Annotated in this window: 19 protein-coding genes and 1 tRNA gene; 8 read left to right on the top strand and 12 right to left on the bottom strand. The window is 72.1% G+C overall.

Going from position 1 to position 26,547, the window contains the following annotated elements:
• Positions 1 to 53: 53 nt before the first annotated feature.
• The 7 genes from AB0L21_RS03685 to AB0L21_RS03715 form a co-directional block, all read right to left on the bottom strand.
• Positions 54 to 560: a hypothetical protein gene (locus tag AB0L21_RS03685; protein WP_365782004.1), complete on the bottom strand. Its 507-nt coding sequence runs from the start codon at positions 558 to 560 to the stop codon at positions 54 to 56.
• A 52-nt stretch (positions 561 to 612) separates the two neighbouring features.
• The gene (pth, locus tag AB0L21_RS03690) at positions 613 to 1,215 is read right to left on the bottom strand and encodes an aminoacyl-tRNA hydrolase (RefSeq protein WP_365782006.1); all 603 of its coding nucleotides are present in this window, start codon (positions 1,213 to 1,215) and stop codon (positions 613 to 615) included.
• A 75-nt stretch (positions 1,216 to 1,290) separates the two neighbouring features.
• Positions 1,291 to 1,881: a 50S ribosomal protein L25/general stress protein Ctc gene (locus AB0L21_RS03695; RefSeq protein ID WP_365703307.1), complete on the bottom strand. Its 591-nt coding sequence runs from the start codon at positions 1,879 to 1,881 to the stop codon at positions 1,291 to 1,293.
• 206 nt (positions 1,882 to 2,087) lie between these two features.
• Positions 2,088 to 3,068 carry a ribose-phosphate diphosphokinase gene (locus tag AB0L21_RS03700; RefSeq protein WP_365703305.1) on the bottom strand — a complete coding sequence of 327 codons (981 nt, stop codon included), beginning with the start codon at positions 3,066 to 3,068 and terminating at the stop codon, positions 2,088 to 2,090.
• Between the two features lie 154 nt (positions 3,069 to 3,222).
• Positions 3,223 to 4,671, bottom strand: a complete 1,449-nt coding sequence (glmU, locus tag AB0L21_RS03705) for a bifunctional UDP-N-acetylglucosamine diphosphorylase/glucosamine-1-phosphate N-acetyltransferase GlmU (protein WP_365703303.1) — start codon at positions 4,669 to 4,671, stop codon at positions 3,223 to 3,225.
• Positions 4,672 to 4,795: 124 nt separating this feature from the next.
• Positions 4,796 to 4,866: transfer RNA gene (locus AB0L21_RS03710), tRNA-Gln, on the bottom strand.
• Positions 4,867 to 4,872: 6 nt separating this feature from the next.
• Positions 4,873 to 5,745 (bottom strand): hypothetical protein, encoded by an 873-nt coding sequence (locus AB0L21_RS03715; protein ID WP_365782008.1) that lies wholly within the window; start codon positions 5,743 to 5,745, stop codon positions 4,873 to 4,875.
• Positions 5,746 to 5,911: 166 nt separating this feature from the next.
• On the opposite strand from AB0L21_RS03715, the gene AB0L21_RS03720 reads away from it, so the two are divergent.
• Together AB0L21_RS03720 and AB0L21_RS03725 are read left to right on the top strand one after the other, a co-directional pair.
• A complete protein-coding gene (locus tag AB0L21_RS03720) occupies positions 5,912 to 7,225 on the top strand; it encodes a histidine kinase (RefSeq protein WP_365782010.1) in 1,314 nt (437 codons plus the stop codon).
• Between the two features lie 79 nt (positions 7,226 to 7,304).
• The gene (locus AB0L21_RS03725; RefSeq protein WP_365782012.1) at positions 7,305 to 8,138 is read left to right on the top strand and encodes a TIGR04222 domain-containing membrane protein; all 834 of its coding nucleotides are present in this window, start codon (positions 7,305 to 7,307) and stop codon (positions 8,136 to 8,138) included.
• 360 nt (positions 8,139 to 8,498) lie between these two features.
• On the opposite strand, the gene AB0L21_RS03730 is transcribed toward AB0L21_RS03725, so the two are convergent.
• Together AB0L21_RS03730 and AB0L21_RS03735 are read right to left on the bottom strand one after the other, a co-directional pair.
• The gene (locus AB0L21_RS03730) at positions 8,499 to 8,993 is read right to left on the bottom strand and encodes an SUKH-3 domain-containing protein (RefSeq protein ID WP_365782014.1); all 495 of its coding nucleotides are present in this window, start codon (positions 8,991 to 8,993) and stop codon (positions 8,499 to 8,501) included.
• A 49-nt stretch (positions 8,994 to 9,042) separates the two neighbouring features.
• Positions 9,043 to 9,558, bottom strand: coding sequence for a YwqJ-related putative deaminase (locus AB0L21_RS03735; RefSeq protein WP_365782016.1), 516 nt, complete (start codon positions 9,556 to 9,558; stop codon positions 9,043 to 9,045).
• Between the two features lie 287 nt (positions 9,559 to 9,845).
• Between AB0L21_RS03735 and AB0L21_RS03740 the strand changes: the two genes are divergently transcribed.
• The 3 genes from AB0L21_RS03740 to AB0L21_RS03750 all read left to right on the top strand — a co-directional run bounded on the left by AB0L21_RS03740 (position 9,846) and on the right by AB0L21_RS03750 (position 14,967).
• Positions 9,846 to 10,886, top strand: a complete 1,041-nt coding sequence (locus AB0L21_RS03740) for an SMI1/KNR4 family protein (protein WP_365782018.1) — start codon at positions 9,846 to 9,848, stop codon at positions 10,884 to 10,886.
• Between the two features lie 10 nt (positions 10,887 to 10,896).
• Complete coding sequence (locus AB0L21_RS03745) at positions 10,897 to 13,872, top strand: SUKH-4 family immunity protein (protein ID WP_365782020.1); 2,976 nt, start codon at positions 10,897 to 10,899, stop codon at positions 13,870 to 13,872.
• Positions 13,873 to 14,079: 207 nt separating this feature from the next.
• Positions 14,080 to 14,967, top strand: coding sequence for a cellulose-binding protein (locus tag AB0L21_RS03750; RefSeq protein ID WP_365703287.1), 888 nt, complete (start codon positions 14,080 to 14,082; stop codon positions 14,965 to 14,967).
• Between the two features lie 32 nt (positions 14,968 to 14,999).
• Here AB0L21_RS03750 and AB0L21_RS03755 read toward each other — a convergent pair whose 3' ends face one another.
• The 3 genes from AB0L21_RS03755 to AB0L21_RS03765 form a co-directional block, all read right to left on the bottom strand.
• A complete protein-coding gene (locus tag AB0L21_RS03755) occupies positions 15,000 to 16,634 on the bottom strand; it encodes a cation acetate symporter (protein ID WP_365782022.1) in 1,635 nt (544 codons plus the stop codon).
• A complete protein-coding gene (locus AB0L21_RS03760; RefSeq protein WP_365703283.1) occupies positions 16,631 to 17,092 on the bottom strand; it encodes a DUF485 domain-containing protein in 462 nt (153 codons plus the stop codon). Before AB0L21_RS03760 ends, AB0L21_RS03755 begins: the two co-directional genes overlap by 4 nt.
• 185 nt (positions 17,093 to 17,277) lie before the next feature.
• Positions 17,278 to 18,774 (bottom strand): MFS transporter, encoded by a 1,497-nt coding sequence (locus AB0L21_RS03765; RefSeq protein WP_365782024.1) that lies wholly within the window; start codon positions 18,772 to 18,774, stop codon positions 17,278 to 17,280.
• Between the two features lie 444 nt (positions 18,775 to 19,218).
• Here AB0L21_RS03765 and AB0L21_RS03770 point away from each other — a divergent pair, with 444 nt between their 5' ends.
• From AB0L21_RS03770 to mfd, 3 genes are all read left to right on the top strand, one after another.
• Positions 19,219 to 20,007 (top strand): ABC transporter ATP-binding protein, encoded by a 789-nt coding sequence (locus AB0L21_RS03770; RefSeq protein ID WP_365703279.1) that lies wholly within the window; start codon positions 19,219 to 19,221, stop codon positions 20,005 to 20,007.
• Complete coding sequence (locus AB0L21_RS03775; protein WP_365782026.1) at positions 20,004 to 22,586, top strand: FtsX-like permease family protein; 2,583 nt, start codon at positions 20,004 to 20,006, stop codon at positions 22,584 to 22,586. Before AB0L21_RS03770 ends, AB0L21_RS03775 begins: the two co-directional genes overlap by 4 nt.
• Before the next feature lie 236 nt (positions 22,587 to 22,822).
• Positions 22,823 to 26,353 carry a transcription-repair coupling factor gene (gene mfd, locus AB0L21_RS03780; protein ID WP_365703275.1) on the top strand — a complete coding sequence of 1,177 codons (3,531 nt, stop codon included), beginning with the start codon at positions 22,823 to 22,825 and terminating at the stop codon, positions 26,351 to 26,353.
• The last annotated feature ends 194 nt before the right edge of the window (positions 26,354 to 26,547 follow it).

The following is a 26,547-nucleotide window of genomic DNA, read 5'->3' on the forward strand; positions in this document are numbered from 1 at the left end:
GAAAGGGTGCCCCCGAGGTCGTACGACCCCGGGGGTACCCTCTTTCGCCCACCTCACTGCAACGCCGCGAACGCCGCCGTCAGCAGCACCGCCCCGGACAGCCCCAGCACCCACGCCGCCCGGACCAGCCGCATCCCGCCCGCCACCACCACCGAGGCCAGCAGCAGCGCCCCGCCCAGCGGCACCCAGGCGTACAGGATGCCCGCCGGGCCCGAGCGCACCGCCTCCCCGGTACCGGGCTTCAGCACCACCGCGTACGTCGCCCCCGTACGCACCGCCACGGACTTCTCGATCTCCACGCGCGCGCGTGGCCGCGCCCCCGCCGACGCCGGCGTGAACGGCCCCGTACAGGTGCCCCCGGCACACCGCGTCACCTTCACCGTGCCGGACTCACGCCCCTTCGCCAGCATCACGTGCTGGGCGGTCCCCCAGGACCCCCGCACCCCGGCGAACAGAATCAGCGCGGCGAGCGCACCCATCGCCGCGACCCGCCCGAACCGCAACGCGGACACGGACGCCTGACGAGCGGTACTGGCTGAGGCAGGCATGGCCGGGATCATTGGCCATATCCGTACGACCGGTCAACTCCCCGCAGGGCCAAGCCCGGACAAGTCAGGAGTTGTACGCGCTCTGCGCCCGCTCCAGCCCCTCCGTCACCAGACACTCCACCGCGTCCGCCGCACGGTCCACGAACCAGTCCAGCTCCTTGCGCTCCGCCGAGGAGAAGTCCTTCAGCACGAAGTCCGCCACCTGCATCCGACCCGGCGGCCGGCCGATCCCGCACCGCACCCGGTGGTAGTCCGGCCCCATCGCCTTCGTCATCGACTTCAGACCGTTGTGCCCGTTGTCACCGCCGCCCAGCTTCAGCCGCAGCGTCCCGTAATCGATGTCCAGCTCGTCATGGACCGCCACGATGTTGCCCACCGGAACCTTGTAGAAGTCCCGCAACGCGTTCACCGGACCACCGGACAGGTTCATGTACGACATCGGCTTGGCCAGCACGACCCGGCGGCTGCCCGGTCCCGCCGGACCGATCCGCCCCTCCAGCACCTGCGCCTGCGCCTTGCCCGCCCGCTTGAACTTCCCCCCGATCCGCTCCGCGAGCAGGTCGGCCACCATGAAGCCGACATTGTGCCGGTTCATGGCGTACTCCGGCCCGGGATTGCCGAGCCCGACGATCAGCCAGGGATCACTGGCGGCGGTGGTCACGTCCATGTCTCCTTGATACGCGCCAGCCGCCGCTCCCCGCGAGGGAAGCAGCGGCTGACCAGTTGACGACGACGGCGAGGATCAGGCCTCGGCGCCCTCACCCTCGGCGGCCTCACCCTCGGTCTCCTCGGCCTGCGCGGCCAGGACCTGCAGGACGACCGTGTCCTCCTCGACGGCCAGCGTGGTGCCGGACGGGAGGGGGATGTCCTTGGCGAGGATGGAGGCACCGGCCTCCAGGCCCTCGACGGAGACGGTGACGGACTCGGGGATGTGCGTGGCCTCGGTCTCCACCGGCAGCGCGTTCAGAACGTGCTCCAGCAGGTTGCCGCCCGGCGCCAGCTCACCCTCGGTGTGGACGAAGATCTCGACCGTGACCTTCTCGCCCCGCTTGACCAGCTGGAGGTCGACGTGCTCCAGGAAGCCCTTCAGCGGGTCGCGCTGCACGGCCTTCGGGATCGCCAGCTCGTTGGTCTTGCCGTCGATGTCCAGCGAGATCAGGACGTTCGGCGTACGCAGCGCCAGCAGCAGGTCGTGGCCCGGCAGGGTCAGGTGCAGCGGGTCGGAGCCGTGGCCGTACAGAACGACCGGCACCTTGTTGTCACGGCGGATGCGGCGGGCCGCACCCTTGCCGAACTCGGTGCGGGTCTCGGCGCTGAGCTTCACCTCGGACATATGGATCACTCCTCGTAGGAACTCGGAACGGACGTGGTCACCCGGCCACGAACGGCCTGCTACGAAGAGCGCGTCGATAACGGACCGCCGTATTCGCACCACGCGAGTACGGCCTCCCTCGCCGAGCAACTGCGTCAGTTTACTCAGAGGGGGAGGCCGTACCCAAAACGATCACAACAGGGGCTGCACCACGGGGTGCAGAAACCTCACTGCTCGTCGAAGAGGCTGGTCACCGAGCCGTCCTCGAACACCTCACGCACCGCACTCGCAATCGTCGGAGCGATCGACAGCACCTTGATCTTGTCCAGATCCGCCGCCAGCTCACCCGGCGTCGGCAGCGTGTTCGTGAACACGCACTCACTCACCCGCGAGTTCTTCAACCGATCGGCCGCCGGACCCGACAGCACACCGTGCGTCGCCGTCACGATGACATCCTCCGCACCATGCGCGAACAGCGCGTCAGCCGCCGCGCAGATCGTGCCACCCGTATCGATCATGTCGTCCACCAGGACACACACACGACCCTTGACCTCACCCACGACCTCGTGGACGGTCACCTGGTTCGCCACATCCTTGTCACGCCGCTTGTGCACGATCGCCAGCGGCGCACCCAGCCGGTCACACCACCGGTCCGCCACCCGCACCCGGCCCGCGTCCGGCGACACCACCGTCAGCTTCTCCCGGTCCACCTTCCCGCCCACGTAGTCCGCCAGCAGCGGCAACGCGAACAGGTGGTCCACCGGACCGTCGAAGAAACCCTGGATCTGATCCGTGTGCAGATCCACGGTCAGGATGCGGTCCGCACCCGCCGTCTTCATCAGATCCGCGATCAGACGCGCCGAAATCGGTTCACGACCCCGGTGCTTCTTGTCCTGCCGCGCGTAACCGTAGAACGGCACGATCACCGTGATCGACCGCGCCGAAGCACGCTTCAGCGCATCGATCATGATCAGCTGCTCCATGATCCACTTGTTGATCGGAGCCGTGTGGCTCTGAATCAGGAAGCAGTCCGCACCACGAGCCGACTCCTGGTAACGAACGTAGATCTCACCATTCGCGAAGTCGAAGGCCTTCGTCGGGACGACCCCGACACCCAACTGCTGGGCGACCTCCTCGGCAAGCTCGGGGTGGGCGCGGCCGGAGAAGAACATCAACTTCTTCTCGCCGGTCGTCTTGATCCCGGTCACAGCACAGTCTCCTCAGAGGTTGTCTCAACCAGCCGGCTGCTCGACGACCTCTCGGCTGGGCGTGAGAGGCCGAATCAGCTGGTAAGGGTGCAGGGTGCACACATGCGGATGTGCACTTATCACGGTACGCCGTGTCCGGCGCACGCGTTTCCGGTCAGTCCTCGTTCTCACCCCGCCGGGACCTCGCCTCGGCCGCCTTCGCCGCCGCGCTCCCCGGCCGCTTCCGGGCCACCCAACCCTCGATATTCCGCTGCTGACCACGGGCCACGGCCAGCGAACCGGGCGGCACATCCTTCGTGATCACCGACCCGGCGGCGGTGTACGCACCGTCCCCGACCGTGACAGGAGCCACAAACATGTTGTCCGCACCCGTCCGGCAATGCGACCCCACCGTGGTGTGATGCTTGTCCTGACCGTCATAGTTCACGAACACGCTCGCCGCGCCGATGTTCGTGTACTCACCGATCCTCGCGTCCCCGACATACGACAGGTGCGGCACCTTCGTACCCTCCCCGATGGACGCGTTCTTCGTCTCGACGTACGTCCCGATCTTGCCCTTCGCACCCAACCGGGTCCCCGGCCGCAGATACGCGTACGGCCCCACGGACGCCTGCGGCCCCACGACAGCCCCGTCGGACACCGTGTTGTCCACCCGCGCCCCCGCACCCACCTTGGTGTCCTTCAGCCGGCTGTTCGGCCCCACCTCGGCACCCTCACCCAGATGCGTCGACCCCGTCAGCTGCGTCCCCGGATGCACCACCGCGTCCCGCTCGAAAGTGACGGTCACATCGACCCACGTGGTCGCCGGATCGACGATCGTGACCCCCTCCAGCATCGCCCGCTCCAGCAGCCGGTCGTTCAGGATCCGCCGCGCCTCCGCGAGCTGCACCCGGTTGTTGATCCCGGCGATCTCACGATGGTCGGCCGCCACCGAGGCCCCCACCCGGTGCCCGGCCTCCCGCAGGATCCCCAGCACGTCCGTGAGGTACTCCTCACCCTGGCTGTTGTCCGTCCGCACCTTCTTCAGCGCGTCCGCCAGCAGCTGCCCGTCGAACGCGAACACACCGCTGTTGATCTCCCGGATCGCCCGCTGGACCTCGGACGCGTCCTTGTGCTCCACGATCGCCGTGACGGCACCCGTCGCCTCGTCCCGCACGATCCGGCCGTAACCGGTCGCGTCCGGGACCTCGGCCGTCAGCACGGTCACGGCGTTGCCGTCCGCGTGGTGCGTCTCGGCGAGCCGCCGGAGCGTGCCGGCGGTGAGCAGCGGGGTGTCCCCGCACACGACGACGACGGTCCCGTCGACGGACCCGCCCAGCTCCTCCAGGCCCATCCGCACCGCGTGCCCGGTGCCGTTCTGCTTCGCCTGCACGGCGGTCCTGGTGGCCGGGTCGATCTCGGCGAGATGCGCGCTGACCTGCTCACGGGCGTGGCCCACCACGACGACCAGGTGTTGCGGCTCCAACTCACGGGCGGCGGCCAGCACATGTCCGACCAGGGAACGGCCGCAGATGTCGTGCAGGACCTTCGGTGTGGCCGACTTCATACGGGTGCCCTCACCCGCTGCGAGAACGACGACGGCGGCCGGGCGGATGGCGCTCACGGGGTTGCCCTTCGGCTGTGGGTGGGTGGGGGTGACAGCCGCAGGATACCGGGGCGGGTTGGGGGGGACATGAGCGCGGGCCCTGACGGTGGTGTTGCCGGTCAGGGCCCGAACTGGGCATGTGCTCCCGGGGGAGGACTCGAACCCCCATGATCAGAACCAAAATCTGACGTCTTGCCCTTAGACGACCCGGGATTACCGCTATGTCCGATTCTCTCGATCGGTCGCGGTGGCAGCCCCTACTATGCCGTACCACCAGCCTTCGATGCGACGGTACAGCTCGGCGCTCTGCCGGACCGTGATGACGAGGCAACCTCGGTAGCTCTCGCTGGTGTTCTTCCGGACCGTCTTCGGGTTGTGCCGTTTGAGGGTTGTCTTGCCGAAGCTGCCGCGGTCGGCTTCGACGAGGTCTGCCCAGTACCGCTCGGCGCCTTGCACGTCGGCCGATTCGTGGATCATTACGCGGTAGCTCACCGTGTCGCGCTCCACCTGGAGCAGGTCGAGCCAGGCAAGGAACAGGCGGATCATGCCGGGGTCACTGTTGACGAACGCGACCCGCTCACGTCGGGCGTGGGGTTTGTCCTTGGTGCCCTCGGCCCAGTAAAGCGCGATGCCGGCGATGAACAGGTCGCGATCGGAGATGTCGCCGATTTCCGCTGTGGCGGCTGCTTTGGTCTGGCGTCGTTTCTCGTCGCGGACTGCCAGCTCGTGCTCCCACCGCTTGCGGGCTGCGAGCTTTGCCTGTTCGGTCGGATCGAGCCGCTCCGGCCGCGGCAGATCCCGTACCCACAGCGACACGGAACTCCGTGAGCACCCCAGCTCCGCCTCGATCCGGTCGTACGTCCAGCCCTGGAGCCTCAGCTCTCGTGCCCGTGCTCGCAGGTCGTCCTTGGCCCTCGGGCGCTTCGTCCAGTCCGGTGGCGGCTCACCCTTCACCAGTTGGTTGAGGATGTCGTTGTTGTAGACCTTCAGCTCGTCGCGGATCTGGCGGAGGCTGTGGCCCGCCCGGCGGAGGGCCACCGCCCGCTCCCGCAGGCCCTCGAAGTCGGCGTACTTGCCGAGTGAATGTGCCATATGCATACCGTCCGGACGGAATGTTGGGTTCCGGGGTCGAACGGGAGAGGTTCACCAGTTCGAGGGATACCGGGTGGTTTCGAGGTCGTTCGGTTACCGAGTGTGGCGTGTGGTGGTAGGCGAAAGTCACCGGAAATGCCGTACCCCTCGCCCGTAGGCTGGAGGCATGACCACGACGGGGGAAGACCACGAGAGGGCGCTGACCGGCCCTTGGTGGTGGGTGAGGCGGCGTAGCGCGGTGTTCGACGGGGCGCTGGCGCTGGTGTCCGCGACGGAGTGTGCGGCGGAGGGGATTCCGTTCGCGCGGGACGCGGGGATCCCGGCGTCCGTGGGGATCGTGTTCGGTCTGCTCGCCGGTTCGGTGCTGTTGGTGCGCCGGAAGTGGCCGATCGCGGTGGTGCTGGTGGCGATCGCGATCACGCCTGCCCAGATGGGTTTCCTGATGGGGGTGGTCGGGCTGTACACGCTGGCGGCGGCGGAGCTGCCGCGGCGGATCATCGGGGTGTTGGCGGGGATGTCGCTGCTGGGGACGGCGGTGGTGACGTTCGTGCGGGTGCGGCAGGACATGTCGCGTGGGGATCTGACGCTGGGTGACTGGTTCGTGCCGTTCGCGGCGGTGACGACGGCGTTGGGGCTGACGGCTCCGCCGGTGTTGCTGGGTCTGTATGTGGGGGCCCGGCGGCGGTTGATGGAGAGTTTGCGGGAGCGGGCGGACTCGCTGGAGCGGGAGCTGCAGTTGCTCGCGGAGCGGGCGGAGGAGCGGGCCGAGTGGGCGCGTAGCGAGGAGCGGACGCGGATCGCGCGGGAGATGCATGACGTGGTCGCGCATCGGGTGAGTCTGATGGTGGTGCATGCGGCGGCGTTGCAGGCGGTGGCGCGGAAGGACCCGGAGAAGGCGGTGCGGAATGCGGCGCTGGTGGGGGACATGGGGCGGCAGGCGTTGACGGAGTTGCGGGAGATGCTGGGGGTGCTGCGGGCGGGGGAGGACGTGGTCCGGCGTGCGGCGTCGGCGCCGTTGGCGGCGGTGGGGATGGCGGCTGCGGCGGCGGCTTCGCGGGTGGCCGAGGCGGAGGGGTCCGGGGAGGGGCCGTGTCTGTCGGAGCTGGATGAGTTGATCGGGCAGTCGGCCGCCGCGGGGATGGTGGTGGATCTGTCGGTCGAGGGGGAGGTGCGGTCGTATGCGGCGGAGATCGAGCAGACGGCGTACCGGGTGGTGCAGGAGGCGTTGACGAACGTCCACAAGCACGCGGCGGGTGCGAAGACGCATGTGCGGTTGGCGCATCGGGTGTCGGAGATCGCGATGCAGGTGGAGAACGAGCCGCCGCCGGAGCCGGCGTCGGCGTCGGCGGCGGGGTTGCCGTCGGGTGGGAACGGCCTGGTGGGGATGCGGGAGCGGGTCGTGGCGCTGGGTGGGGTGTTCGTGTCGGGTCCGACGGACGCGGGTGGTTTCCGGGTGTCGGCGGTGATTCCGGCGGCGTAGGGTTGGGGTGACCTTGTCCTGGTGGGGGCATGCAGGGGGCAGGTCGCCGGGTTTCCGGGCCCGGGCCGGGGGGTGAGCCGTGGCGTGGGGGATTCTGCTCGGTCTTTGCTGTGTGGTGACGGGGGTCGCCGGCTGGTTCTTCCGTCGGGCGTACCGGCGCTGTGTGGAGGCGCCGGTGGGCGCGTGGCCGGAGGGTGTGGAGCTGGGTCTGTACGAGGTGGCGTTCCTGTCGGGCAGGGGTGAGTACGTCGCGCGGACGGCGATGGCGTCGATGCTGCTGGGTGGGCGGTTGTCGGTGCGGGACCAGGTGGTCTCGATCACTGATCCGGTGCCGAGGGACGCGGTGGAGGCGGCTGTGATCGGGGTGATCGGTGTGCGGCCGCGGCGCCGGGTGTGGCGGCGGATGGACCGGTTGGTGAGGCGTCCGGCGATCGATGCGGTCGGTGACCGGCTGGCGGAGTGGGGGCTGGTCGACGGCAGTCCGTCGCGGGGGCGGGCGTTCGATGCGGCCGACTTCCTGTTGTGGGTGGCTCACTGGGTGTCGGGGTTGCTGGGGGTGGCGGCGGTGGCTGTCGCGGTGGCGGGGGACGGGCCGGTGTGGGTCGTGTCGGCGGTCGTGGTGGTGGTGATGGTCGTCGGTGTGCGGGCTCATCGTCATGAGGGCGTGGGGTCCGGGTGGCTGTCGGAGGCGGGGCGGGCGGCGCTTGCCGCGCATGAGGCCCGGTTGCCCGGTGGGGTGTGGGCGCCGGAGGGGAACGATGGGCTGCGCGGGGAGGCGGCCGTGCGTCTGGGGAAGGCGGCTCGTGGGTGGATGTACGACGAGTTGGGGTGTCTGGAGGACGCGACGAAGTGGCCTTCGTCGGGGTCCGCGGCCCCCGGCTACGACGACCCGCCGGGGCTGGGCGGGCTGTAGGGGCGCGGGTGCCGTCCGGCGGTGGGGCGGGCGGGCGCCGGGGTGTGGGTCGGCGGTGGGGCGCGCCGGGGTGGTCGTGAGGCGGTGGCACGTGCGGTGTGCCGTCCGGCGGGGTGCCGGGGTGCCGGGGTGCCGGGGTGCCGGGGTGCCGGTGTGCCGGGGTGCCGGGGTGCCGGCATGGCGGCGGGGGCGTTCCGGGGCGGTGATGAGGCGGTGGCACGCGCGGGGTGTCGTCCGGCCGTGGCGCGCCGGGGGCAGTCGGCGGTGTGTGCCGGGGTGGTGGTCGGCCGTGCTGGCGCGGTGGCGGCCGGCGGTGTGACCTGTGCCGGGGGCCGGTCGGCCGTGATGCGTGCCGGTGTGTCAGCCGGCCGTGAGGCGGACCGGTTGGATGCCGGTGATGAGGGTGGACAGGGCGTGGTCGATGTCGGGGCCGAGGTACCAGTCGCCGGTGTGGTCGATGGTGTAGACGCGGCCTTCGGCGTCGATGGCGAGGAGGGCGGCGGTGTCGGTCTCCTCGCCGAGGGGGCTGAGTTCGGTGCCGAGGGCGCGGCCGAGGTCGCCGAGGGTGCGGGCGTGGTGGAGGCCGTGCAGGGGGTCGACGTGGAGGCCGGCGGGGGCGATCTGGCGGCCGGGGCCGGTGGGGGTGATGCTCAGGCCGCCGAATTCGGCCCAGGCTTCGACGGCGGCGGGGAACACGGTGTGCCGGTGTCCGGCGGGTGAGGTGTGTTCGCGCAGGGCGTCGGCCCAGATCTCGGCCTGCTTTATGTCCCAGCGTCCGGGTTGCCAGCCGGCGGCGCGCAGGGCGGCGTCGACGGGTACGGGGAAGCGCGTGGTGGACGTGCGGTCGGGGTGCATCTGCCCTTCGATCGTCGTGCGTGCTGGTGGTGCTGGTGGTGGCGGGGGGTCAGCCGTCGGTCGCGGTGGGGTCGACGATGCGGACGCCGAAGTGGGCGCTGAGCGCGGTGCAGGCGCGGCAGGGGGCGGCGAAGCTGCCGTGGAGGGGGTCGCCGTCCTCGCGTATGCGGCGGGCGGTGAGTTTGGCGTGTTTGAGGGCTTTGCGGGCTTCGCCGTTGGTCATGGGTCTGCGGGCGGCGCGTTTGCTGCGGGCGGCGTCGGCGGCGGCGATGTGCCGGGAGATGAGGATGGTTTCGGCGCAGCGGCCGGTGGAGCGGTCGCGTTGGTCGCTGGTGAGGGTGTCGAGGAAGTCCTGGACGAGGGGGTGCAGGGCCGGGGGCTGGTCGCCGCGGGCGGCGGTGCCGGTGAGGGTGGCGCCGCGGACGGAGAGGGCGGCGGCGACGGTGGGCAGGATGCCGTCGCGGCGGTGCCGGAGGGCGGGGGCGGGGGGTGTGTCGGTGCCGCTCCAGTCGATGCGAGGGTCGCCGGCCCGCACGTCGGTACCTCCGGTCCGCAGAGTGTTCATGGTCGTTCTTCCCTCCCCGGGCATCCCCCCGAAGGACACAGGGTGCCAAATGCCGTGGCTGGTGGGGAAGCTGGGGCGGTGCGACACGCCCGTGTCCGGGCGGGCTGTGACGGTGGGGTGACGGCTGGTCACGGTGGCGTGGGAGGGGTGTCGGTGGGTGTCGGGGGGTGTCGGGGGGTGGGGACGCGGTGGGCCGGTGACCGGGGTTGGCGTACCGCATAGGCTGTCGCCATCCGCGATCGACACCGCCGTTCAGGCCAGAGAGAACGCCGCAGGGGGCAACCGCCATGACGACAGGTCGGCTCGGGCTGGGGACACCGCCCAGCGGCCAGGCCGGTGGACAAGCCGCGCCGCCGAACGCGGCCTACGCCGGGCAGGTCGTGCACTTTCCGGATCCGGTCCGGGCGGCACGTCACCCGAGAGGGGTACGGGTCGATGAGCGGGGTTACCCGGATTTCTCGCCGTACGCGCGCGTGGCGGTGGAGATCGCCGAGCCGCCGGAGGGTTTCGGGGTCGACGAACTGCGGCTGACGGACTGTGTGTCGGCGAACGCGGCGCTCGCGGCGGCGGGGCACGAGTTGTGGGACACGGTGCCGGATGTGGCGACGCCGCACGGCTGGACGTGGCATCACGTGGCGGGTACGCGGCGGCTGGAGCTGGTGCCGGTCGAGGTGAAGGCGCTGCTGCGGCATCACGGCGGGGTGGCGACGGCGCCGGTGGACCACGGCAAGCGCGGTACGCGGCCGTTGCAGGATGCGCGGCCGGCGCATTTCGGGCTGCCGAAGTCGGGTGTGGCGGTGACGGAGGCGCAGGTGCAGGGGGTCGAGGAGGATCTCGGCTACCGGCTGCCGGGCGCGTACCGCTCGTTCCTGAAGGCGGCGGGTGGCTGCGCGCCGGTCGGCACGGCGCTGGACGCCGGGTTGGGGCTGCTGCTGGACCAGCCGTTCTTCACGGTGCGGGACGAGGCCGCGGTCAATGACCTGGTGTACGTGAACAAGTGCCTGCGCGATCATCTGACGAAGGACTACCTCGGTGTGACCTTCGTGCAGGGCGGGCTGCTCGCGGTGAAGGTGAGGGGCGAGCGGGTCGGTTCGGTGTGGTTCTGCGCGTACGACGATGTGCGGGACGTGGATCCGTCGTGGTCGCCGGCGGAGCGGGTGGAGCGTCTGCTGCTGCCGTGCGGTGACGACTTCGACGCGTTTCTGTCCCGGCTGGCCGGGAGTCCGCCGGAGTTGGAGACGGTGGCCCATCTGATGTTGGACGGCGGTTTCGCCCGTGTCGTCCCGGTGTCTTCCGGCTCGGCGTCTTCCGGCCCGGTGGGGGAGTGAGCTGCAGGCGATGGTGACGTACGCGCAGGCGCAGGAGCGCGCCGAGGAGTGGATCAACGGTGACGTGCCCGCGTACCAGCACCGTGAGGTGCGGGTGCGGGAGTTCGAGCTGGGGTTCGTGGTGTGGGGCGAGGACCGGGCGGAGGGCCCGCGTTCGGACGCGGGCGGCCAGCGGCTGGTCATCGCCCGGGACAGCGGGGAGGCGACGCTGTGGCCCGCGCTGCCGGTGGGTGAGGTGATCCGCCGGTACGAGGAGGAGTACGGCCGCGCCGACGAGCCGCGGGACGCGGTGCCGGCGCCTGCTTCCGCGCGGTTGGACCTGAACCAGACGTCGTTCCTGCTGACTCCTCCGGAGTGGTTGCAGGAGGCGGCGGACAAGCTGGGGCTGGGGGAGCGGCGGACGGAGGGGGCGGGTTCGCCGATTCCGGGTGTGGACGCGTCCGCTGACCAGCGTTCGGCTTCCGCTGGTGGGTCGGTCTCTGACGGGGGTTCGGCCGCTGCGGCGTCGGGTGCGGGTTCCTCCGGCGGGGCCGGGCCGGCCGAGACGCAGGCCGGGGTGCCGGCGGGTGCGGATGTGCCCGTGGGGGCCACGCCGTGGGCCGGTACCGACACGAACGCGGGGTCCGGTGAGGACGACCGTTCCGTGCCGCTGCCCGCGACGGTGTTCGCGCCGCCGCTGAATGACGCGGACGAGGCGCCGCGTCCGCCGGCGGTCGCGCCGGACGCGCCGACCGCGCTGATGTCGGGCGGCAGCCGGCTCCCGCCGACGGCGGTCGCGCCGGCGCTCGATCTGCCGGGGGCGCAGGGTGGCGCACCTGGGGCGCCTGTCCCGCCGGGTGCGCCTGGTGTCGGCCAGGGCAACACGCCCCCACCGCCGCCGGGCACGCCGGCGTACGGTCATCCGCACGTTCCGCCGGCCCTGGGCACGCCCCCGGCGGGCGTACCGCCTTACCCGCCGGCGCAGGGCGCTGCGCCCCCGCCCCCCGGTGCGCCGGGCGCCCCGGGGTACGGCTATTCGCAGGCACCGGGCGGTGCGCCGCACGCACCGCGGCCTCCGGCGGCCCCGGGCGCGCCCGCGCGGCGGCTCGCGCCGAACGCGGGGGACATCGCGGACGCCGCGACGAGCAAGGCGGCGCCGCCGAACAAGGGGCGTGGTGGCGTGGGCGCGCCGCCTCCGCCGCCGGGCGCCCCGGGCATGCCGGGCGCGCGCCCGGGGAGTGCGGCGACGTCGCCCGCGCCGGGTGCGCCCGCAGGCGGGTACGTGCCGACGCAGCTCGTGTCGTCGCTCGGGCCGGAGGGTCCTGAGGGGCAGGGCGGTCCGGGGGACGCGGACGGGGCGCAGGCGCCGGGCGGTACGCCGCCGGGCGGTGTGCACCACGCGGCCACGGTCCTGGCCGACCCGAGCCGGCTGGGCGGGACGGCGCCCCAGCCTCCGGGCGCGTCGGGCATGCCGAACCCGCCCGGCGCCCCTGCGGCTCCGGGCGCCCCCGGCATGAACAGCACGCCGGGAGCACCGAACGTGCCGGGAGCACCCGGCGGCCCCGGCACCCCCTCTGCTCACGGTGCCGTGCACCACGCGGAGACCGTCCTGTCCGCTCCGCCGCTGGCCGGGCCGGGCGCGCCCCCACCGCCCGCTCCCGGCACACTCGGCATGCCGGGCGCCCCGGGTATGCCGAACCCGCCCGGTGCCCCCGCGGCTCCTGGCACCCCGGGTACGCCCCCGGCGCCGGGCGCCTCCGCCATGCCTCCCGGCGCTTCGGGTGGTCAGCCGCCCGTGCCGCCGGGCCCCGGCATGCCTCCCGGCGCTCCGGGTGGTCAGCCGGCCATGCCTCCCGGTGCTCCAGGCATGCCTCCGGGCGGCCGGCCGCCCACGCCCCCCGGCATGGCCCCCGGCACCCCCGGCATGCCCCCCAGCGCGCCCGGCGCCCAGCCCCCCATGCCCCCGGGTGGCATGCCGCCGGGTGCCGCCATGCCTGGACAGGCCACGGCGTACGGGTATCCGCAACAGGGGCAGCCGACGGTCGGGCCCGGCTATCAGGCCGTGCTGCGGTACCGCGCGCAGGACGGGTCCGAGCAGCAGTTGATCCGGCGTTCGGCGCCGGGGACGCCGCACCCGGAGTGGCAGATCTTCCACGAGCTGCGGGCCATGAACGTGCCGCCGGACCAGGTGCTGGAGCTGCACACGGAGTTGGAGTCGTGCGAGCTGCCGGGGGCGTACTGCGCGCGGATGATCCGGGAGCAGTGGCCGCAGGCGCGGATCGCGAGCATCGCGCCGTACGGTACGGATCACGCGAGCCGGCAGCAGGGCATGCGGCAGTTGCTGGCGCACCAGGGCGAGTTGCACCAGGTGGCGGACGGTCCCGCGCGGCCCGCGCCGGTGCGGGCGCCGCTGCCGCCGGTGCAGGCCGCGCCGCCGGTGCCCCCGGAGGGGATCGCGCAGGAGCTGGCCGGGGCGTTCGGGCCGGGGATCTTCCGGTTCGAGCAGCAGGCGGTGTCCCGGCAGGGTGTGCCGCCGATCGTGGCGCACACGCTGGTCGTGGCGGGGCTGCCGCTGGACATGGGCCCGTTCTTCTGGGCGCAGGCGCAGCCGGGCCGTCCGGTGCCGACGCTGGCGGAGCTGGCGGCGGAGCGCGGGGTGCGGCCGGCGGCGGACGCGGGGTCGTACCTCGTCATGGGCACCGACTTCGGCAAGGCGATCTGTGTGCAGTACGGGACGGCGAACATCGTGGCCGTGCCGGTGGAGGCGGGCCCGGGCGGTGCGCCGGTGCCACCGCAGTTCGTGAACACCGGGCTGCCGGAGTTCACCCGGTGTCTGGCGCTGCTGGGCCGGATGTGGCGGCTGCGGTACGGGCTGAACCAGGAGCAGGCGGGCCGCTGGACCGTCGACTTCCAGGCGCAGCTGGCCGCCCTCGATCCGGCGGCGCTCGGTTCGCCGGAGAGCTGGTGGTCGGTGCTGCTGGAGCAGATGTGGGACGGGCTGTTGTAGCGCTGTCGCCGCCCGGACGCCGGGTGTGAGCATTCGGGCCCCGCACGTGCGCGTGCGGGGCCCGGCGCGTTGTCCGTCAGGGGGGCCGTTCGGAGCATCGGCGTGACGTGCCTGCGGAGTGTCGCGTTATGAACAGTTACTTCCCATCCATAAAGATATGCGCGAAATCATCCTGTCGTGCAGGTCCGGTGGAGAGGGGTCCCCAGGGTGAGCAGCGCATCGATGCCACCGCACGGCTTCGCGACGGTCCGGGGGCGTGGCTACCGTCCCGACCAGGTCGAGGCGTACCTGGAGGCGCTGTCCGAGGACCGGGACGCCGCCTGGGAGCGTGCCGCCCGGCTGACCGTGCTCGCCAAGGACATGGGGGCGGAGGCCGCGCGGTTGCGGGAGGCCGTCGCCCAGCTCTCGCCGCAGACGTACGACACGCTCGGGGAGCGCGCCCGGCAGCTGTACCAGTTCGTGCTTGATGAGGCCGCTGACCTGCGGGAACGCACCCGGCGCGAAGCTGAGGAGGAGGTCGCGCGGGCCGAGGCGGACGCCGAGCGGATCCTGCGGGAGGCGCAGGAGGCGGCGGACGCGGTCCGCGCGGAGGCGGACGAACGCGCCCGTCAGTGGCTCCTGGGCGTGCAGGCCGAGGCCGACGGTATCCGTGTGGGCGCCCGGCGCGCGGTGAAGTCGGGGCGCAGGGAGGCGCTCGCGGAGTTGCGTGAGGCGCGCCGGCGTACCGACGGCATGCTCGCCGAGCAGTCCCGGGAGCACGCCGCGCGCTGGGCGCAGGCCGAGCGGGAGGAGGCCGAGCGGATGGCGGCGCTGGACGCCGGGCACGCCGGACGGGCGAGCCGGGCCGAGGCCGCGCTGGCCGAGGCCGAGCGTGCCCTCGCGGAGGCCGAGGAGTACGCGCGCCGCTCCCCGGAGGAGGCACGCGCGCGTGCCGCCGAGATCATCGCCGAGGCGCGCGCGCAGGAGGAGCGCATCGCCGGGGAGACGGAGCGGGTGCTGCGCGAGCACGGCGAGCTGTGGGACGACATGCAGGCGCACATGGACTCCGTGCGCGACAGCCTCATCTCGCTGACCGGCAGGGTGGTCCTGGAGTAGCCGTCCGCCCGGCGAACGTGCCGGTGCTCCCGTCAACTCCCCTTCCGTACCGCCCCCGCCAGGATCCGTCCCTCCACCGCCTCGTACTGGCGCCGCTGCCGCTCCGCCTTGGCGCGGCCCGACAGGACCGTGCCGAGCCAGCCGAAGAGGAATCCGGCCGGGATGGAGACGATGCCGGTGGTGGTGAACGGGAACCAGTTGAAGTCGGCGCCGGGGAACGCGGAGACGGGCGACCCGGAGACGAGGTTGGTGCCCGGCATGAGCAGCAGCACGGTCAGCGAGCCCCCGATCAGCGTGCCCAGCAGCCCGCTGCGGGTGTAGCGGCGCCAGAAGAGGCCGTAGACCAGGGCGGGGGCGAGGGCGGAGGCCCCCAGGCAGAAGGAGAGCGTGACCAGGGGCTGCAGGCTGTGGTGCTGCACCAGGGTGGCCAGCAGGATCGTCGGCACCCCTGTGGCGAGCGCCGAGACGCGGGCCAGGGTCATCTCGCGGCGGGCCGGCATCTCCTGCACCCGGGCCGCGAACACGTCGTGCGCGAGGGAGTTGGCGCAGGCCAGGATCATCCCGGCCACCGAGGCGAGCAGGGTCAGGAAGAGCGCGGTGGTGACCAGGGTGAACAGGAAGGTCTCCGCCGTCGACACGTCGGCGCCGAACACCGCGCGCGAGCCCATCAGGTAGGCCGTGTTGCCCTGCGCGTCGGCCGTGGAGATCGCCGTACGCCCGAGCAGGGCCGTGGCGCCGAACCCCACCACCGTGATGACGAGGACGAACAGGGCGACCAGCGAGACCGCCCAGGACATCGAGCGGCGCACCTGGCGGGCGCTGGAGGCGGTGTACATGCGCATCGTGATGTGCGGCAGGCAGGCGCCGCCGAGGACGACGGTCAGCTGTGAGGCGATCATGTCGATGCGGCCCGTGGGTGTGGTGCCGAACTCCAGCCCGGAGCGCAGGAAGGCCGGCCCGGCGCCGCTCTGCCGTGCGGCGGCGGTGAACAGGGCGCCCGGGTCCCAGTCGAAGCGGCGCAGGACCAGGAGGGCGACCACGGCGCCCGAGCCGACCAGCAGCACGATCTTCAGGATCTGGATGAGCGCGGTGCCCTTCATGCCGCCGATCGCTGCGTAGGCGATCATGAGGAGGCCGAGTCCCACGACGCATCCGGTCTTCAGGGACTCGTTGGTGAAGCCGAGGATGAAGGCCATCAGCTGCCCGGTTCCGGCCAGTTGGACGAGCATCAGCGGCAGGAGCGCGGCGATGGTCACCGCGCAGGCCGTGATGCGTACGCAGCGGCCCGGCAGCCGGCGGGCGAGGGCGTCGCCCATGGTGAACCGGCCCGCGTTGCGCAGGGGTTCGGCCAGCAGGAACATCAGCAGCATCAGCGACAGGGCCGTGCTGAGGGCGAGGACGACACCGTCGTAGCCGCACAGGGCGATCACTCCGCCGGTGCCGAGGACGGTGGCGGCGGAGATGTAGTCGCCGGCGATGGCGAGGCCGTTGCGCAGCGGGGACAGGGAGCCGTAGCCGGTGTAGAACTCGTCCAGGTCGTCCCGGTCGGGGCCGGTCATCACGCACAGCAGCAGGGTCACGGTGGCGGCCGTGGAGAACGCGACCAGGGACATGGTCTGCGCGGAGTCGCTGAAGCCGGTGGACGCCGCGCCGGCGGCGGCCGTCATCGGGTCGCTCCGCGCCGCGCGTCGAGTTCGGCCTGCCTGCGGATGCGGTCGGCGAGCGGATCGACGTGCCGGCGCGCGGTGTGCTCGTACAGGGCGATCGCCAGCCAGGTGACGGGGAGTTGGAGGAGGGCGAGCAGCAGTCCGGCGGGGATGCCGTCGGCGACCGTGCGCGTCATGACGCCGGGCGCGTACGCGGACAGGACGAGGAACAGCGTGAAGTAGCCCAGCGCGGTGAGCGTGGCGGTGCGCCGCTGCCAGCGGTAGGCGCTGCGCAGCACGCGCAGGTCGCTGTGCCGGCCGAGGGGGTCGCGCGGCGCCCGGCGGACCGCCCGCGCCGGTTCGGGCGGCGCGGGCGGCTGCCAGGGGTAGGTCGGCCGCGCCGGGTGCGACGGCTCGGACGGGTGCGGGGAGTACGAGGGGCCGGGTGAGGGGGACGGGTGCGGCGGGTCGTAGGACATCCCGGGGCTCCTTGCGTGGCTCGGGTCCGTGGCGGCGGACCGCAGGGAGGTGGGGGAGCTGGGCCACGCACGCTACTCGCGAGGTGCGGGCCGCGCGGCGTTTTCACCGAACTGGCCGGTCGGTATGCGCTTTCCCCGGGGAAACGGGTCCGACCTGGGGTGTTACCCGCGTTAACCCGCCGGGTTCAGTCCTGGAGCACCGGGAACCGCCGGGGCGCCACCACCAGCAGCACCACGAAGGCCAGGGCCGCCGCGCCCGCCGCCCCGAGGTAGACCGCGTGGACCGCGCCGGCGATGGCCCGCCGGGTCGCCTCGGGGGGCGTACCGGCGTCCAGCGCGCGCGTGACGGAGTCCAGGTCGCCCGCCCCGCCCAGCCGCGCGGCCAGTACGCCGTTGGCGACGGCGCCGAACAGGGACGCGCCGAGGGTCTGGCCGGTCTGCCGGCAGAACAGCACCGACGCGGTCGTGGTGCCCCGCTCCGACCAGCCCACGGTCGACTGCACCCCGACGATCAGCGGCAGCTGGAACAGCCCCAGCGCCCCGCCCAGCAGCAGCATCAGCAGCGTCGGCTGCCACCACGACCCGGGATACGGCAGGAACGGGAACGCGCACAGGATCAGCGCCGCCAGACCGATGCCGACCAGCGCCGTGTCCCGGAAGCCGATCCGCCGGTAGACGTGCTGGCTGAGCGCGGCCGACACCGGCCAGCTCAGCGTCCACACCGACAGCACGAACCCGGCGGCCACCGGAGCCAGCCCGAGCACCGACTGCGCGTACGTCGGCAGGAACACGCTCGGCGCCACCATCAGCAACCCCAGCGCGCCCAGCGCCAGATTGACGGCCGCGATCGTCCGGCGCCGCCACACCCAGCCCGGGATGATGGGCTCCGCGGCCCGCCGCTCCACCCCCACCACCACGGCGACCAGCACCAGACCCGTGCCGAACAGGGCCAGCGACGGCGCCGACAGCCACGGCCACGCCACTCCGCCCTGCACCAGCGCGGTCAGCAGCACCCCGCCGCACGCGAATACCGCGAGCGCGCCGGCCCAGTCCACGCGCGCCTGGCGCGCGTTCTCCCGCTCCGGCTCGTGCAGATGACGCACGATCAGCCACAGGGCGGCGGCGCCGATCGGCAGGTTGACCAGGAAGATCCAGCGCCAGTCGGCGTAGGCGGCGAGCACCCCGCCGAGCCCGGGACCGGCCACCGCGGAGACCGCCCACACCGTGGACAGCTTGGACTGGATCTTCGGGCGCTCCGCCAGCGGGTACAGATCGGCGGCCAGCGTCTGCACCGTGCCCTGCAACGCCCCGCCGCCCAGGCCCTGCACGATCCGGAACGCGATCAGCGCCCCCATGTTCCAGGCGACCGCGCACAGCAGCGAGCCCAGCAGGAACACGGCCGCGCCCACCACCAGCACCGGCTTGCGGCCGAAGGTGTCGGACAGCTTGCCGTACACGGGGAGCGTGACGGTGACGGCGAGCAGATAGCCGGAGAACAGCCACGAGAAGACGGAGAACCCGCCGAGGTCGCCGACGATCTGCGGTACGGCCGTGGAGACGACGGTGGAGTCGAGCGCGGCCAGTGCCATCGCCAGCATCAGCGCGGCGACCACCGCGCCGCGCCGCCGGGTGTCCTGCCGCCGGCCGGCTCCGCCGCGTATCGCCGGTGTCGTACTCCCCACCGCACACCCCTCCCGTGGCCCCTGTCGGACGCTACCCCGTGCCCCCTGCACGTATCACCGGGACGACAGCTTCCCACGGCGGGCCGGGCTTGACCCTGACGCGGCGGAAGGGTGGAGGCTTTCCGCGCCGAAGGGTGGAGGGGACCCCGAGAACGGCTCCACCCGGCGGTGGAGCACCCCTAGGGGTTCCTCCGTACTACGGCTCGGGGAGGGTTCGTCCCGGCGGAGGACGAGACAGGCCGGGGGTGTTCCTTAACCTGGCTTTACGCCGCTGGGGGGCGGCGGACCGCACCGGCGGGGGTGGGGATTACCCCCCGGAAAGACGGGGCTTCGCACCAGCGCGCGACGCCCCCGCCGACCGCGAGACTCATCGGCGTACCCAGGACGACCGCCCGGAACCCGGGCACTGCGCACCGATCTGCCAACCGATAGAGGAGACATACCGTGACATCGGCTGTGACCATTCCCAGGCACGGGGGCACTGGAGGGCCTACGGCCGTTGCCGCGCGGGCGCGGCAGGTCGTGAAGGCGTACGGGTCCGGTGAGACCCGTGTCGTCGCCCTGGACCACGTCGACGTGGACATCGCCCGCGGCCAGTTCACCGCGATCATGGGCCCCTCCGGGTCCGGCAAGTCGACCCTGATGCACTGCCTCGCCGGCCTCGACACGGTGACGAGCGGTCACATCCACCTGGACGAGACCGAGATCACCGGCCTGAAGGACAAGAAGCTCACCCAGCTGCGCCGGGACCGGATCGGCTTCATCTTCCAGGCGTTCAACCTGCTGCCGACGCTGAACGCGATCGAGAACATCACGCTGCCCATGGACATCGCCGGCCGCAAGCCCGACCGGGCCTGGCTGGACCGCGTGGTGGAGACCGTCGGGCTCGCCGGGCGCCTCAAGCACCGCCCCACCCAGCTCTCCGGCGGCCAGCAGCAGCGCGTCGCCGTGGCCCGCGCGCTCGCCGCCCGCCCGGAGATCATCTTCGGGGACGAGCCGACCGGGAACCTGGACTCCCGCGCGGGAGCCGAAGTCCTGGGCTTCCTGCGCCGCTCGGTGGACGAACTCGGCCAGACCATCGTCATGGTCACCCACGACCCCGTGGCCGCCTCCTACGCCGACCGCGTGCTCTACCTCGCCGACGGCCGGATCGTCGACGAGATGTACCAGCCGACGGCCGACCAGGTCCTGGACCGCATGAAGGACTTCGACGCCCGGGGGCGCACGTCATGACCGTGCTGAAGACCTCCATGCGCAACTTCCTCGCGCACAAGGGCCGCATGGCGCTGTCGGCGATCGCGGTCCTGCTGTCGGTGGCGTTCGTGTGCGGCACGCTCGTGTTCACCGACACGATGAACACCACCTTCGACAAGCTGTTCCAGGCCACGTCCTCCGACGTCCAGGTCAGCGCCAAGGGCTCCTCCGACACCGGGGAGACCACCTCCCGCACCGGCAAGCCGCCCGTGCTGCCCGCCTCCGTGGTCGGGGAGATCCGCGAGGCCCGGGGCGTCAGGTCGGCCGAGGGCACGGTGTTCTCCACCTCGGTCACCGTCATCGACGCCGACAAGGACAAGCTGTCGCCCACCAGCGGCGCGCCCACCATCGTCGGCAGCTGGAACGGCAACGACGCCCGCACCATGGAGATCACCTCCGGTACGGCGCCCAAGGGCCCGGACCAGGTGATGGTCGACGCCGACACCGCCGACAAGCACCACCTCAAGCTCGGCGACGAGATCGGCCTGATCACCGCCGTCGGCACGCACCACGCGCGCGTGTCCGGCGTCGCCGCCTTCAAGGTCACCAACCCCGGCGCGGCGATCTTCTACCTGGACACCAGGACCGCCCAGCAGACCCTCGTCGGCCGGACCGGCGTCTACACCGACGTCAACGTCATGGCCGCCGAGGGCGTGACCGACGCGCAGCTGAAGAAGAACGTCACCGCCGTCCTCGGGCACGACTACAAGGTGCAGACCGCCAAGGAGGTCGCCGACGCCAACCAGAAGGACGTCCAGAGCTTCCTGAACGTCATGAAGTACGCGATGCTCGGCTTCGCCGGGATCGCCTTCCTCGTCGGCATCTTCCTGATCATCAACACCTTCTCCATGCTGGTCGCCCAGCGCACCCGCGAGATCGGCCTGCTGCGCGCCATCGGCTCCTCCCGCAAGCAGGTCAACCGGTCCGTACTGGTCGAGGCGCTGCTGCTCGGCCTGCTCGGCTCGGTGCTCGGCGTCGGCGCGGGCGTCGGCATCGCGATCGGCCTGATGAAGCTCATGGGCCGGATGGGCATGAACCTGTCCACCGACGACCTCACCGTCGCCTGGACCACCCCCGCGATCGGCCTGCTCCTCGGCGTGGTCGTCACCGTCCTCGCCGCCTACCTGCCCGCCCGGCGCGCCGGCAAGGTCTCCCCGATGGCCGCCCTGCGCGACGCGGGCGCCCCGGCCGACGCCAAGGCCGGCGCCGTCCGGGCCGTGATCGGCCTGCTCCTGACCGCCGCCGGCGGCTGGTGCCTGTACACCGCCGCCACCGCCGACCAGGCCAAGACCGGCTCGGGCTGGCTGGGCCTGGGCGTGGTGGCCACACTCATCGGCTTCGTCGTCATCGGCCCGCTGCTCGCCGCCGGACTGGTCCGCGTCCTCGGCGCGGTCATCCTGCGGATCTTCGGGCCCGTGGGCCGCATGGCCGAGCGCAACGCGCTGCGCAACCCGCGCCGCACCGGCGCCACCGGCGCCGCCCTGATGATCGGCCTCGCCCTGGTGGCCTGCCTGTCGGTGGTCGGCTCCTCCATGGTGGCCTCGGCCACCGACCAGCTGGACAAGACCGTGGGCACGGACTTCATCATCCAGGGCGACCAGGAGTACAACCTGATCAAGCCGCAGATGGTGGAGAAGATCAAGGACACACCCGGCCTGGAGCGGGTCACCGAGTACAAGCTCCTGGACGCGTCCCTGACCACGCCGGACGGCCGGGTCTCGAAGAAGGAGACCATCAACGCGGCCGACCCGACCTACGTGCAGGACCTGCGCACCGAGACCGTCGCCGGTGACCTCGCCGACGCCTACAAGCCCGACTCGATGTCCGTCTTCGAGGGCTTCGCCGAGGACCACGGCATCAAGCTCGGCTCCACGGTCGCCGTCCACTTCGAGGACGGCCGCACGGCGAAGCTGACCGTCCGCGCGATCACCAGCGACGAGGTCGTCGTCGACAAGGGCGCCATGTACGCCTCCATCGCCACCGTCGCCAAGTACGTCCCGGCCGACCGGATGCCCCTCGACCAGCTGATGTTCGCCACCGCCAAGGACGGACAGGAAGCCGCCGCCTACAAGGCGCTGAAGTCGGCACTGCGCGACGACCCGGCGCTGACCGTGCGCGACCAGACCGACTACAAGCAGGCGCTGAAGGACCAGATCGGCCAGCTGCTGAACATGATCTACGGCCTGCTGGCACTCGCGATCATCGTCGCGGTCCTGGGCGTGGTCAACACCCTGGCCCTGTCCGTGGTCGAGCGGACCCGGGAGATCGGCCTCATGCGGGCCGTCGGCCTCTCCCGCCGCCAGCTGCGCCGCATGATCCGCCTGGAGTCCGTGGTGATCGCCGTCTTCGGCGCCCTGCTGGGCCTCGGCCTCGGCATGGGCTGGGGCGCGACCGCCCAGAAGCTCCTCGCCCTGGAGGGCCTGAACGTCCTGGAGATCCCCTGGCCGACGATCACCGGCGTCTTCATCGGCTCGGCCTTCGTGGGCCTGTTCGCCGCGCTGATCCCGGCGTTCCGCGCGGGCCGCATGAACGTCCTGAACGCCATCGCGACGGACTAGCGGACCAGCCGCGCGGGCGGAGCCGACGGCCACCGCATACGGGGGTTGCGGGGGTGGACCCGGTGCCGGGGAGTCCTGGGGGACTTCCCGGCACCGGGTTTCCGCGCTGTGCGGTCGCCCGGGGTTGTCCACAGCCCCCCGCACCGCCGCCCACGCCGTCGTACGCTGGACAGCCCCGGCCCGTCACACGAGTCGGGCCCTTCGTGTTGCCGACCCCCTGGACGGAAAGCCCCTCCATGAGCCTGCACGGTCTGCTCGACGCCGTAGTCAAGGACCCCGCCCTCGAGGAAGCGATCAGGGCGGCGGCGGACGGCAACCGCCCGCACGTCGACCTCGTCGGCCCCCCGGCCGCCCGCCCCTTCGCGATCGCCGCCCTGGCCCGTGAGGCCGGCCGCCCGGTGCTGGCGGTCACCGCGACCGGCCGGGAGGCCGAGGACCTGGCCGCCGCCCTGCGCTCCCTGCTGCCCGAACAGGGCGTCGTGGAGTACCCCTCCTGGGAGACCCTCCCGCACGAGCGGCTCAGCCCCCGCAGCGACACCGTCGGCCGCCGCCTCGCCGTGTTGCGCCGCCTGGCCCACCCCCGCCCCGACGACCCCGAGACCGGCCCGGTCTCCGTCGTCGTGGCACCCGTGCGGTCCGTGCTCCAGCCGCAGGTCAAGGGCCTGGGCGACCTGGAACCGGTGGCCCTGAGGACCGGCCAGACCGCGGACCTGAACGACGTGGTCGAAGCCCTCGCGGCGGCGGCGTACGCGCGCGTGGAGCTGGTCGAGAAGCGCGGCGAGTTCGCCGTGCGCGGCGGCATCCTGGACGTCTTCCCGCCCACCGAGGAACACCCCCTGCGCATCGAGTTCTGGGGCGACGACGTCGAGGAGATCCGTTACTTCAAGGTCGCCGACCAGCGCTCCCTCGAAGTCGCCGAGCACGGCCTGTGGGCGCCGCCGTGCCGCGAGCTGCTGCTCACCGACGACGTCCGCGCCCGCGCGCGTGCCCTCGCCGAGGAGCACCCGGAGCTGGGCGAACTGCTGAACAAGATCGCCGAGGGCATCGCGGTCGAGGGCATGGAGTCCCTCGCCCCCGTCCTGGTGGACGACATGGAGCTGCTGCTCGACGTCCTGCCCAAGGGCGCCATGGCCGTCGTCTGCGACCCGGAGCGGGTCCGTACCCGCGCCGCCGACCTCGTCGCCACCAGCCAGGAGTTCCTCCAGGCGTCCTGGGCGGCCACCGCCGGCGGCGGCGAGGCCCCGATCGACGTCGGCGCGGCCTCCCTGTGGTCCATCGCCGACGTCCGCGACCGCGCGCGCGAGCTGGACATGATGTGGTGGTCGGTGTCCCCGTTCGCCGCCGACGAGGAACTGGACGCGGACACCCTCAAGCTCGGCATGCACGCCCCCGAGACCTACCGCGGCGACACCGCGCGGGCCCTCGCCGACACCAAGGGGTGGCTCGCCGACGGCTGGCGCACGGTGTTCGTCACCGAGGCCCACGGCCCGGCCGCCCGCACGGTGGAGGTCCTCGGCGGCGAGGGCATCGCCGCCCGCCTCGACAACGACCTCGGCGAGCTGAGCCCCTCCGTGGTGCACGTCTCCTGCGGCTCGATCGAGTACGGCTTCGTGGACCCGGCGCTCAGGCTCGCCGTGCTCACCGAGACCGACCTGTCCGGCCAGCGTGCCGCCGGCCGAGACGGCACCCGGATGCCGGCCCGCCGCCGCAAGACCATCGACCCGCTCACCCTGGAACCGGGCGACTACATCGTCCACGAGCAGCACGGCGTCGGCCGCTACATCGAGATGGTGCAGCGCACCGTGCAGGGCGCCACCCGCGAGTACCTGGTCGTGGAGTACGCGCCCGCCAAGCGCGGCCAGCCCGGCGACCGGCTGTACATCCCGACCGACCAGCTGGAGCAGATCACCAAGTACGTCGGCGGCGAGGCACCCACCCTGCACCGCCTCGGCGGCGCCGACTGGACCAAGACCAAGGCCCGCGCGAAGAAGGCCGTCAAGGAGATCGCCGCCGACCTGATCAAGCTCTACAGCGCCCGCATGGCCGCCCCCGGCCACGCCTTCGGCACCGACACCCCCTGGCAGCGCGAGCTGGAGGACGCCTTCCCCTACGCCGAGACCCCGGACCAGCTCACCACCATCGCCGAGGTCAAGGAGGACATGGAGAAGTCGGTCCCCATGGACCGCCTGATCTGCGGCGACGTCGGCTACGGCAAGACCGAGATCGCGGTGCGGGCCGCCTTCAAGGCCGTACAGGACGGCAAGCAGGTGGCCGTCCTCGTCCCCACGACCCTGCTGGTCCAGCAGCACTTCGGCACGTTCTCCGAGCGGTACGGACAGTTCCCGGTGAACGTGCGGGCCCTCTCCCGCTTCCAGACCGACACCGAGGCCAAGGCCGTCCTGGAGGGGCTGAAGGACGGCTCGGTGGACGTCGTCATCGGCACCCACCGCCTGTTCTCCTCGGAGACCAAGTTCAAGGACCTGGGCCTGGTCATCGTCGACGAGGAGCAGCGCTTCGGCGTCGAGCACAAGGAGCAGCTGAAGAAGCTCCGCGCCAACGTCGACGTCCTGACCATGTCGGCCACGCCCATCCCGCGCACCCTGGAGATGGCGGTCACCGGCATCCGAGAGATGTCCACGATCACCACGCCCCCGGAGGAGCGCCACCCGGTGCTCACCTTCGTCGGGCCCTACGAGGAGAAGCAGATCGGCGCCGCCATCCGCCGCGAACTGCTGCGCGAGGGCCAGGTCTTCTACATCCACAACCGCGTCGAGTCCATCGACCGCGCGGCGGCCAGACTCCGCGAGATCGTCCCCGAGGCACGCATCGCGACGGCCCACGGCCAGATGTCGGAGTCCGCGCTGGAGCAGGTGGTCGTCGACTTCTGGGAGAAGAAGTTCGACGTCCTCGTCTCGACCACGATCGTCGAGTCCGGCATCGACATCTCCAACGCCAACACGCTGATCGTGGAGCGCGGCGACACCTTCGGCCTGTCCCAGCTGCACCAGCTGCGCGGCCGGGTCGGCCGGGGCCGCGAGCGCGGCTACGCGTACTTCCTGTACCCGCCGGAGAAGCCGCTGACGGAGACCGCGCACGAGCGCCTGGCGACGATCGCCCAGCACACCGAGATGGGCGCGGGCATGTACGTGGCGATGAAGGACCTGGAGATCCGCGGCGCCGGCAACCTGCTCGGCGGCGAGCAGTCCGGGCACATCGCGGGCGTCGGCTTCGATCTGTACGTCCGCATGGTCGGCGAGGCCGTCGCGGACTACCGGCGGCAGCTGGAGACCGGCGGGATCGAGGAGGAGCCGCCGCTGGAGGTCAAGATCGAGCTGCCGGTCGACGCGCACGTCCCGCACGACTACGCGCCCGGCGAGCGCCTGCGCCTGCAGGCGTACCGCTCGATCGCCTCGGCCAACTCCGAGGAGGACATCAAGGCCGTCCGCGAGGAACTCACCGACCGCTACGGCAAGCTGCCCGAACCGGTGGAGAACCTGCTGCTGGTGGCCGGGCTGCGGATGCTCGCGCGGGCGTGCGGCGTCGGCGAGATCGTCCTGCAGGGCACCAACATCCGGTTCGCGCCGGTGGAACTGCGCGAGTCGCAGGAGCTGCGGCTCAAGCGGCTCTACCCGGGCACGGTCATCAAGCCCGCCGCGCACCAGGTGCTGGTCCCGCGCCCGAAGACCGCGAAGGTGGGCGGCAAGCCGCTGGTCGGCCGCCAACTGCTGGCCTGGGTCGGCGAGTTCCTGACGTCGATCCTTGGTTAGCCGGTGAGGGACGGGGGCCGGGGTGCGCGTGCGGATCGGTGAGCCGGCCGAGGCGACCGAGGCGACCGGGACGGCACCGCGCGCCCTGCGCCACTAGGTCCTGTCGTCAAACTCCCGTCTGCCGCGCGACGCCATGCACGCACTCTCGCCGCACCGGGCCCCGACCCAAGTACATCCAGTACGAGGGCCGGGGC

It is taken from the genome of Streptomyces sp. NPDC052721 (genome assembly GCF_040678315.1).
GTDB lineage: Bacteria > Actinomycetota > Actinomycetes > Streptomycetales > Streptomycetaceae > Streptomyces.

Coding starts and splice junctions, on each gene's coding strand:
- AB0L21_RS03755 (WP_365782022.1), bottom strand. CDS start 16,634: ATGACGGCCGCCGCCGGCGCGGCGTCCACCGGCTTCAGCGACTCCGCG.
- AB0L21_RS03760 (WP_365703283.1), bottom strand. CDS start 17,092: ATGTCCTACGACCCGCCGCACCCGTCCCCCTCACCCGGCCCCTCGTAC.
- mfd (WP_365703275.1), top strand. CDS start 22,823: ATGAGCCTGCACGGTCTGCTCGACGCCGTAGTCAAGGACCCCGCCCTC.
- AB0L21_RS03720 (WP_365782010.1), top strand. CDS start 5,912: ATGACCACGACGGGGGAAGACCACGAGAGGGCGCTGACCGGCCCTTGG.
- AB0L21_RS03740 (WP_365782018.1), top strand. CDS start 9,846: ATGACGACAGGTCGGCTCGGGCTGGGGACACCGCCCAGCGGCCAGGCC.
- AB0L21_RS03735 (WP_365782016.1), bottom strand. CDS start 9,558: ATGAACACTCTGCGGACCGGAGGTACCGACGTGCGGGCCGGCGACCCT.
- AB0L21_RS03775 (WP_365782026.1), top strand. CDS start 20,004: ATGACCGTGCTGAAGACCTCCATGCGCAACTTCCTCGCGCACAAGGGC.
- AB0L21_RS03715 (WP_365782008.1), bottom strand. CDS start 5,745: ATGGCACATTCACTCGGCAAGTACGCCGACTTCGAGGGCCTGCGGGAG.
- AB0L21_RS03745 (WP_365782020.1), top strand. CDS start 10,897: ATGGTGACGTACGCGCAGGCGCAGGAGCGCGCCGAGGAGTGGATCAAC.
- AB0L21_RS03730 (WP_365782014.1), bottom strand. CDS start 8,993: ATGCACCCCGACCGCACGTCCACCACGCGCTTCCCCGTACCCGTCGAC.
- AB0L21_RS03695 (WP_365703307.1), bottom strand. CDS start 1,881: ATGTCCGAGGTGAAGCTCAGCGCCGAGACCCGCACCGAGTTCGGCAAG.
- AB0L21_RS03685 (WP_365782004.1), bottom strand. CDS start 560: ATGATCCCGGCCATGCCTGCCTCAGCCAGTACCGCTCGTCAGGCGTCC.
- pth (WP_365782006.1), bottom strand. CDS start 1,215: ATGGACGTGACCACCGCCGCCAGTGATCCCTGGCTGATCGTCGGGCTC.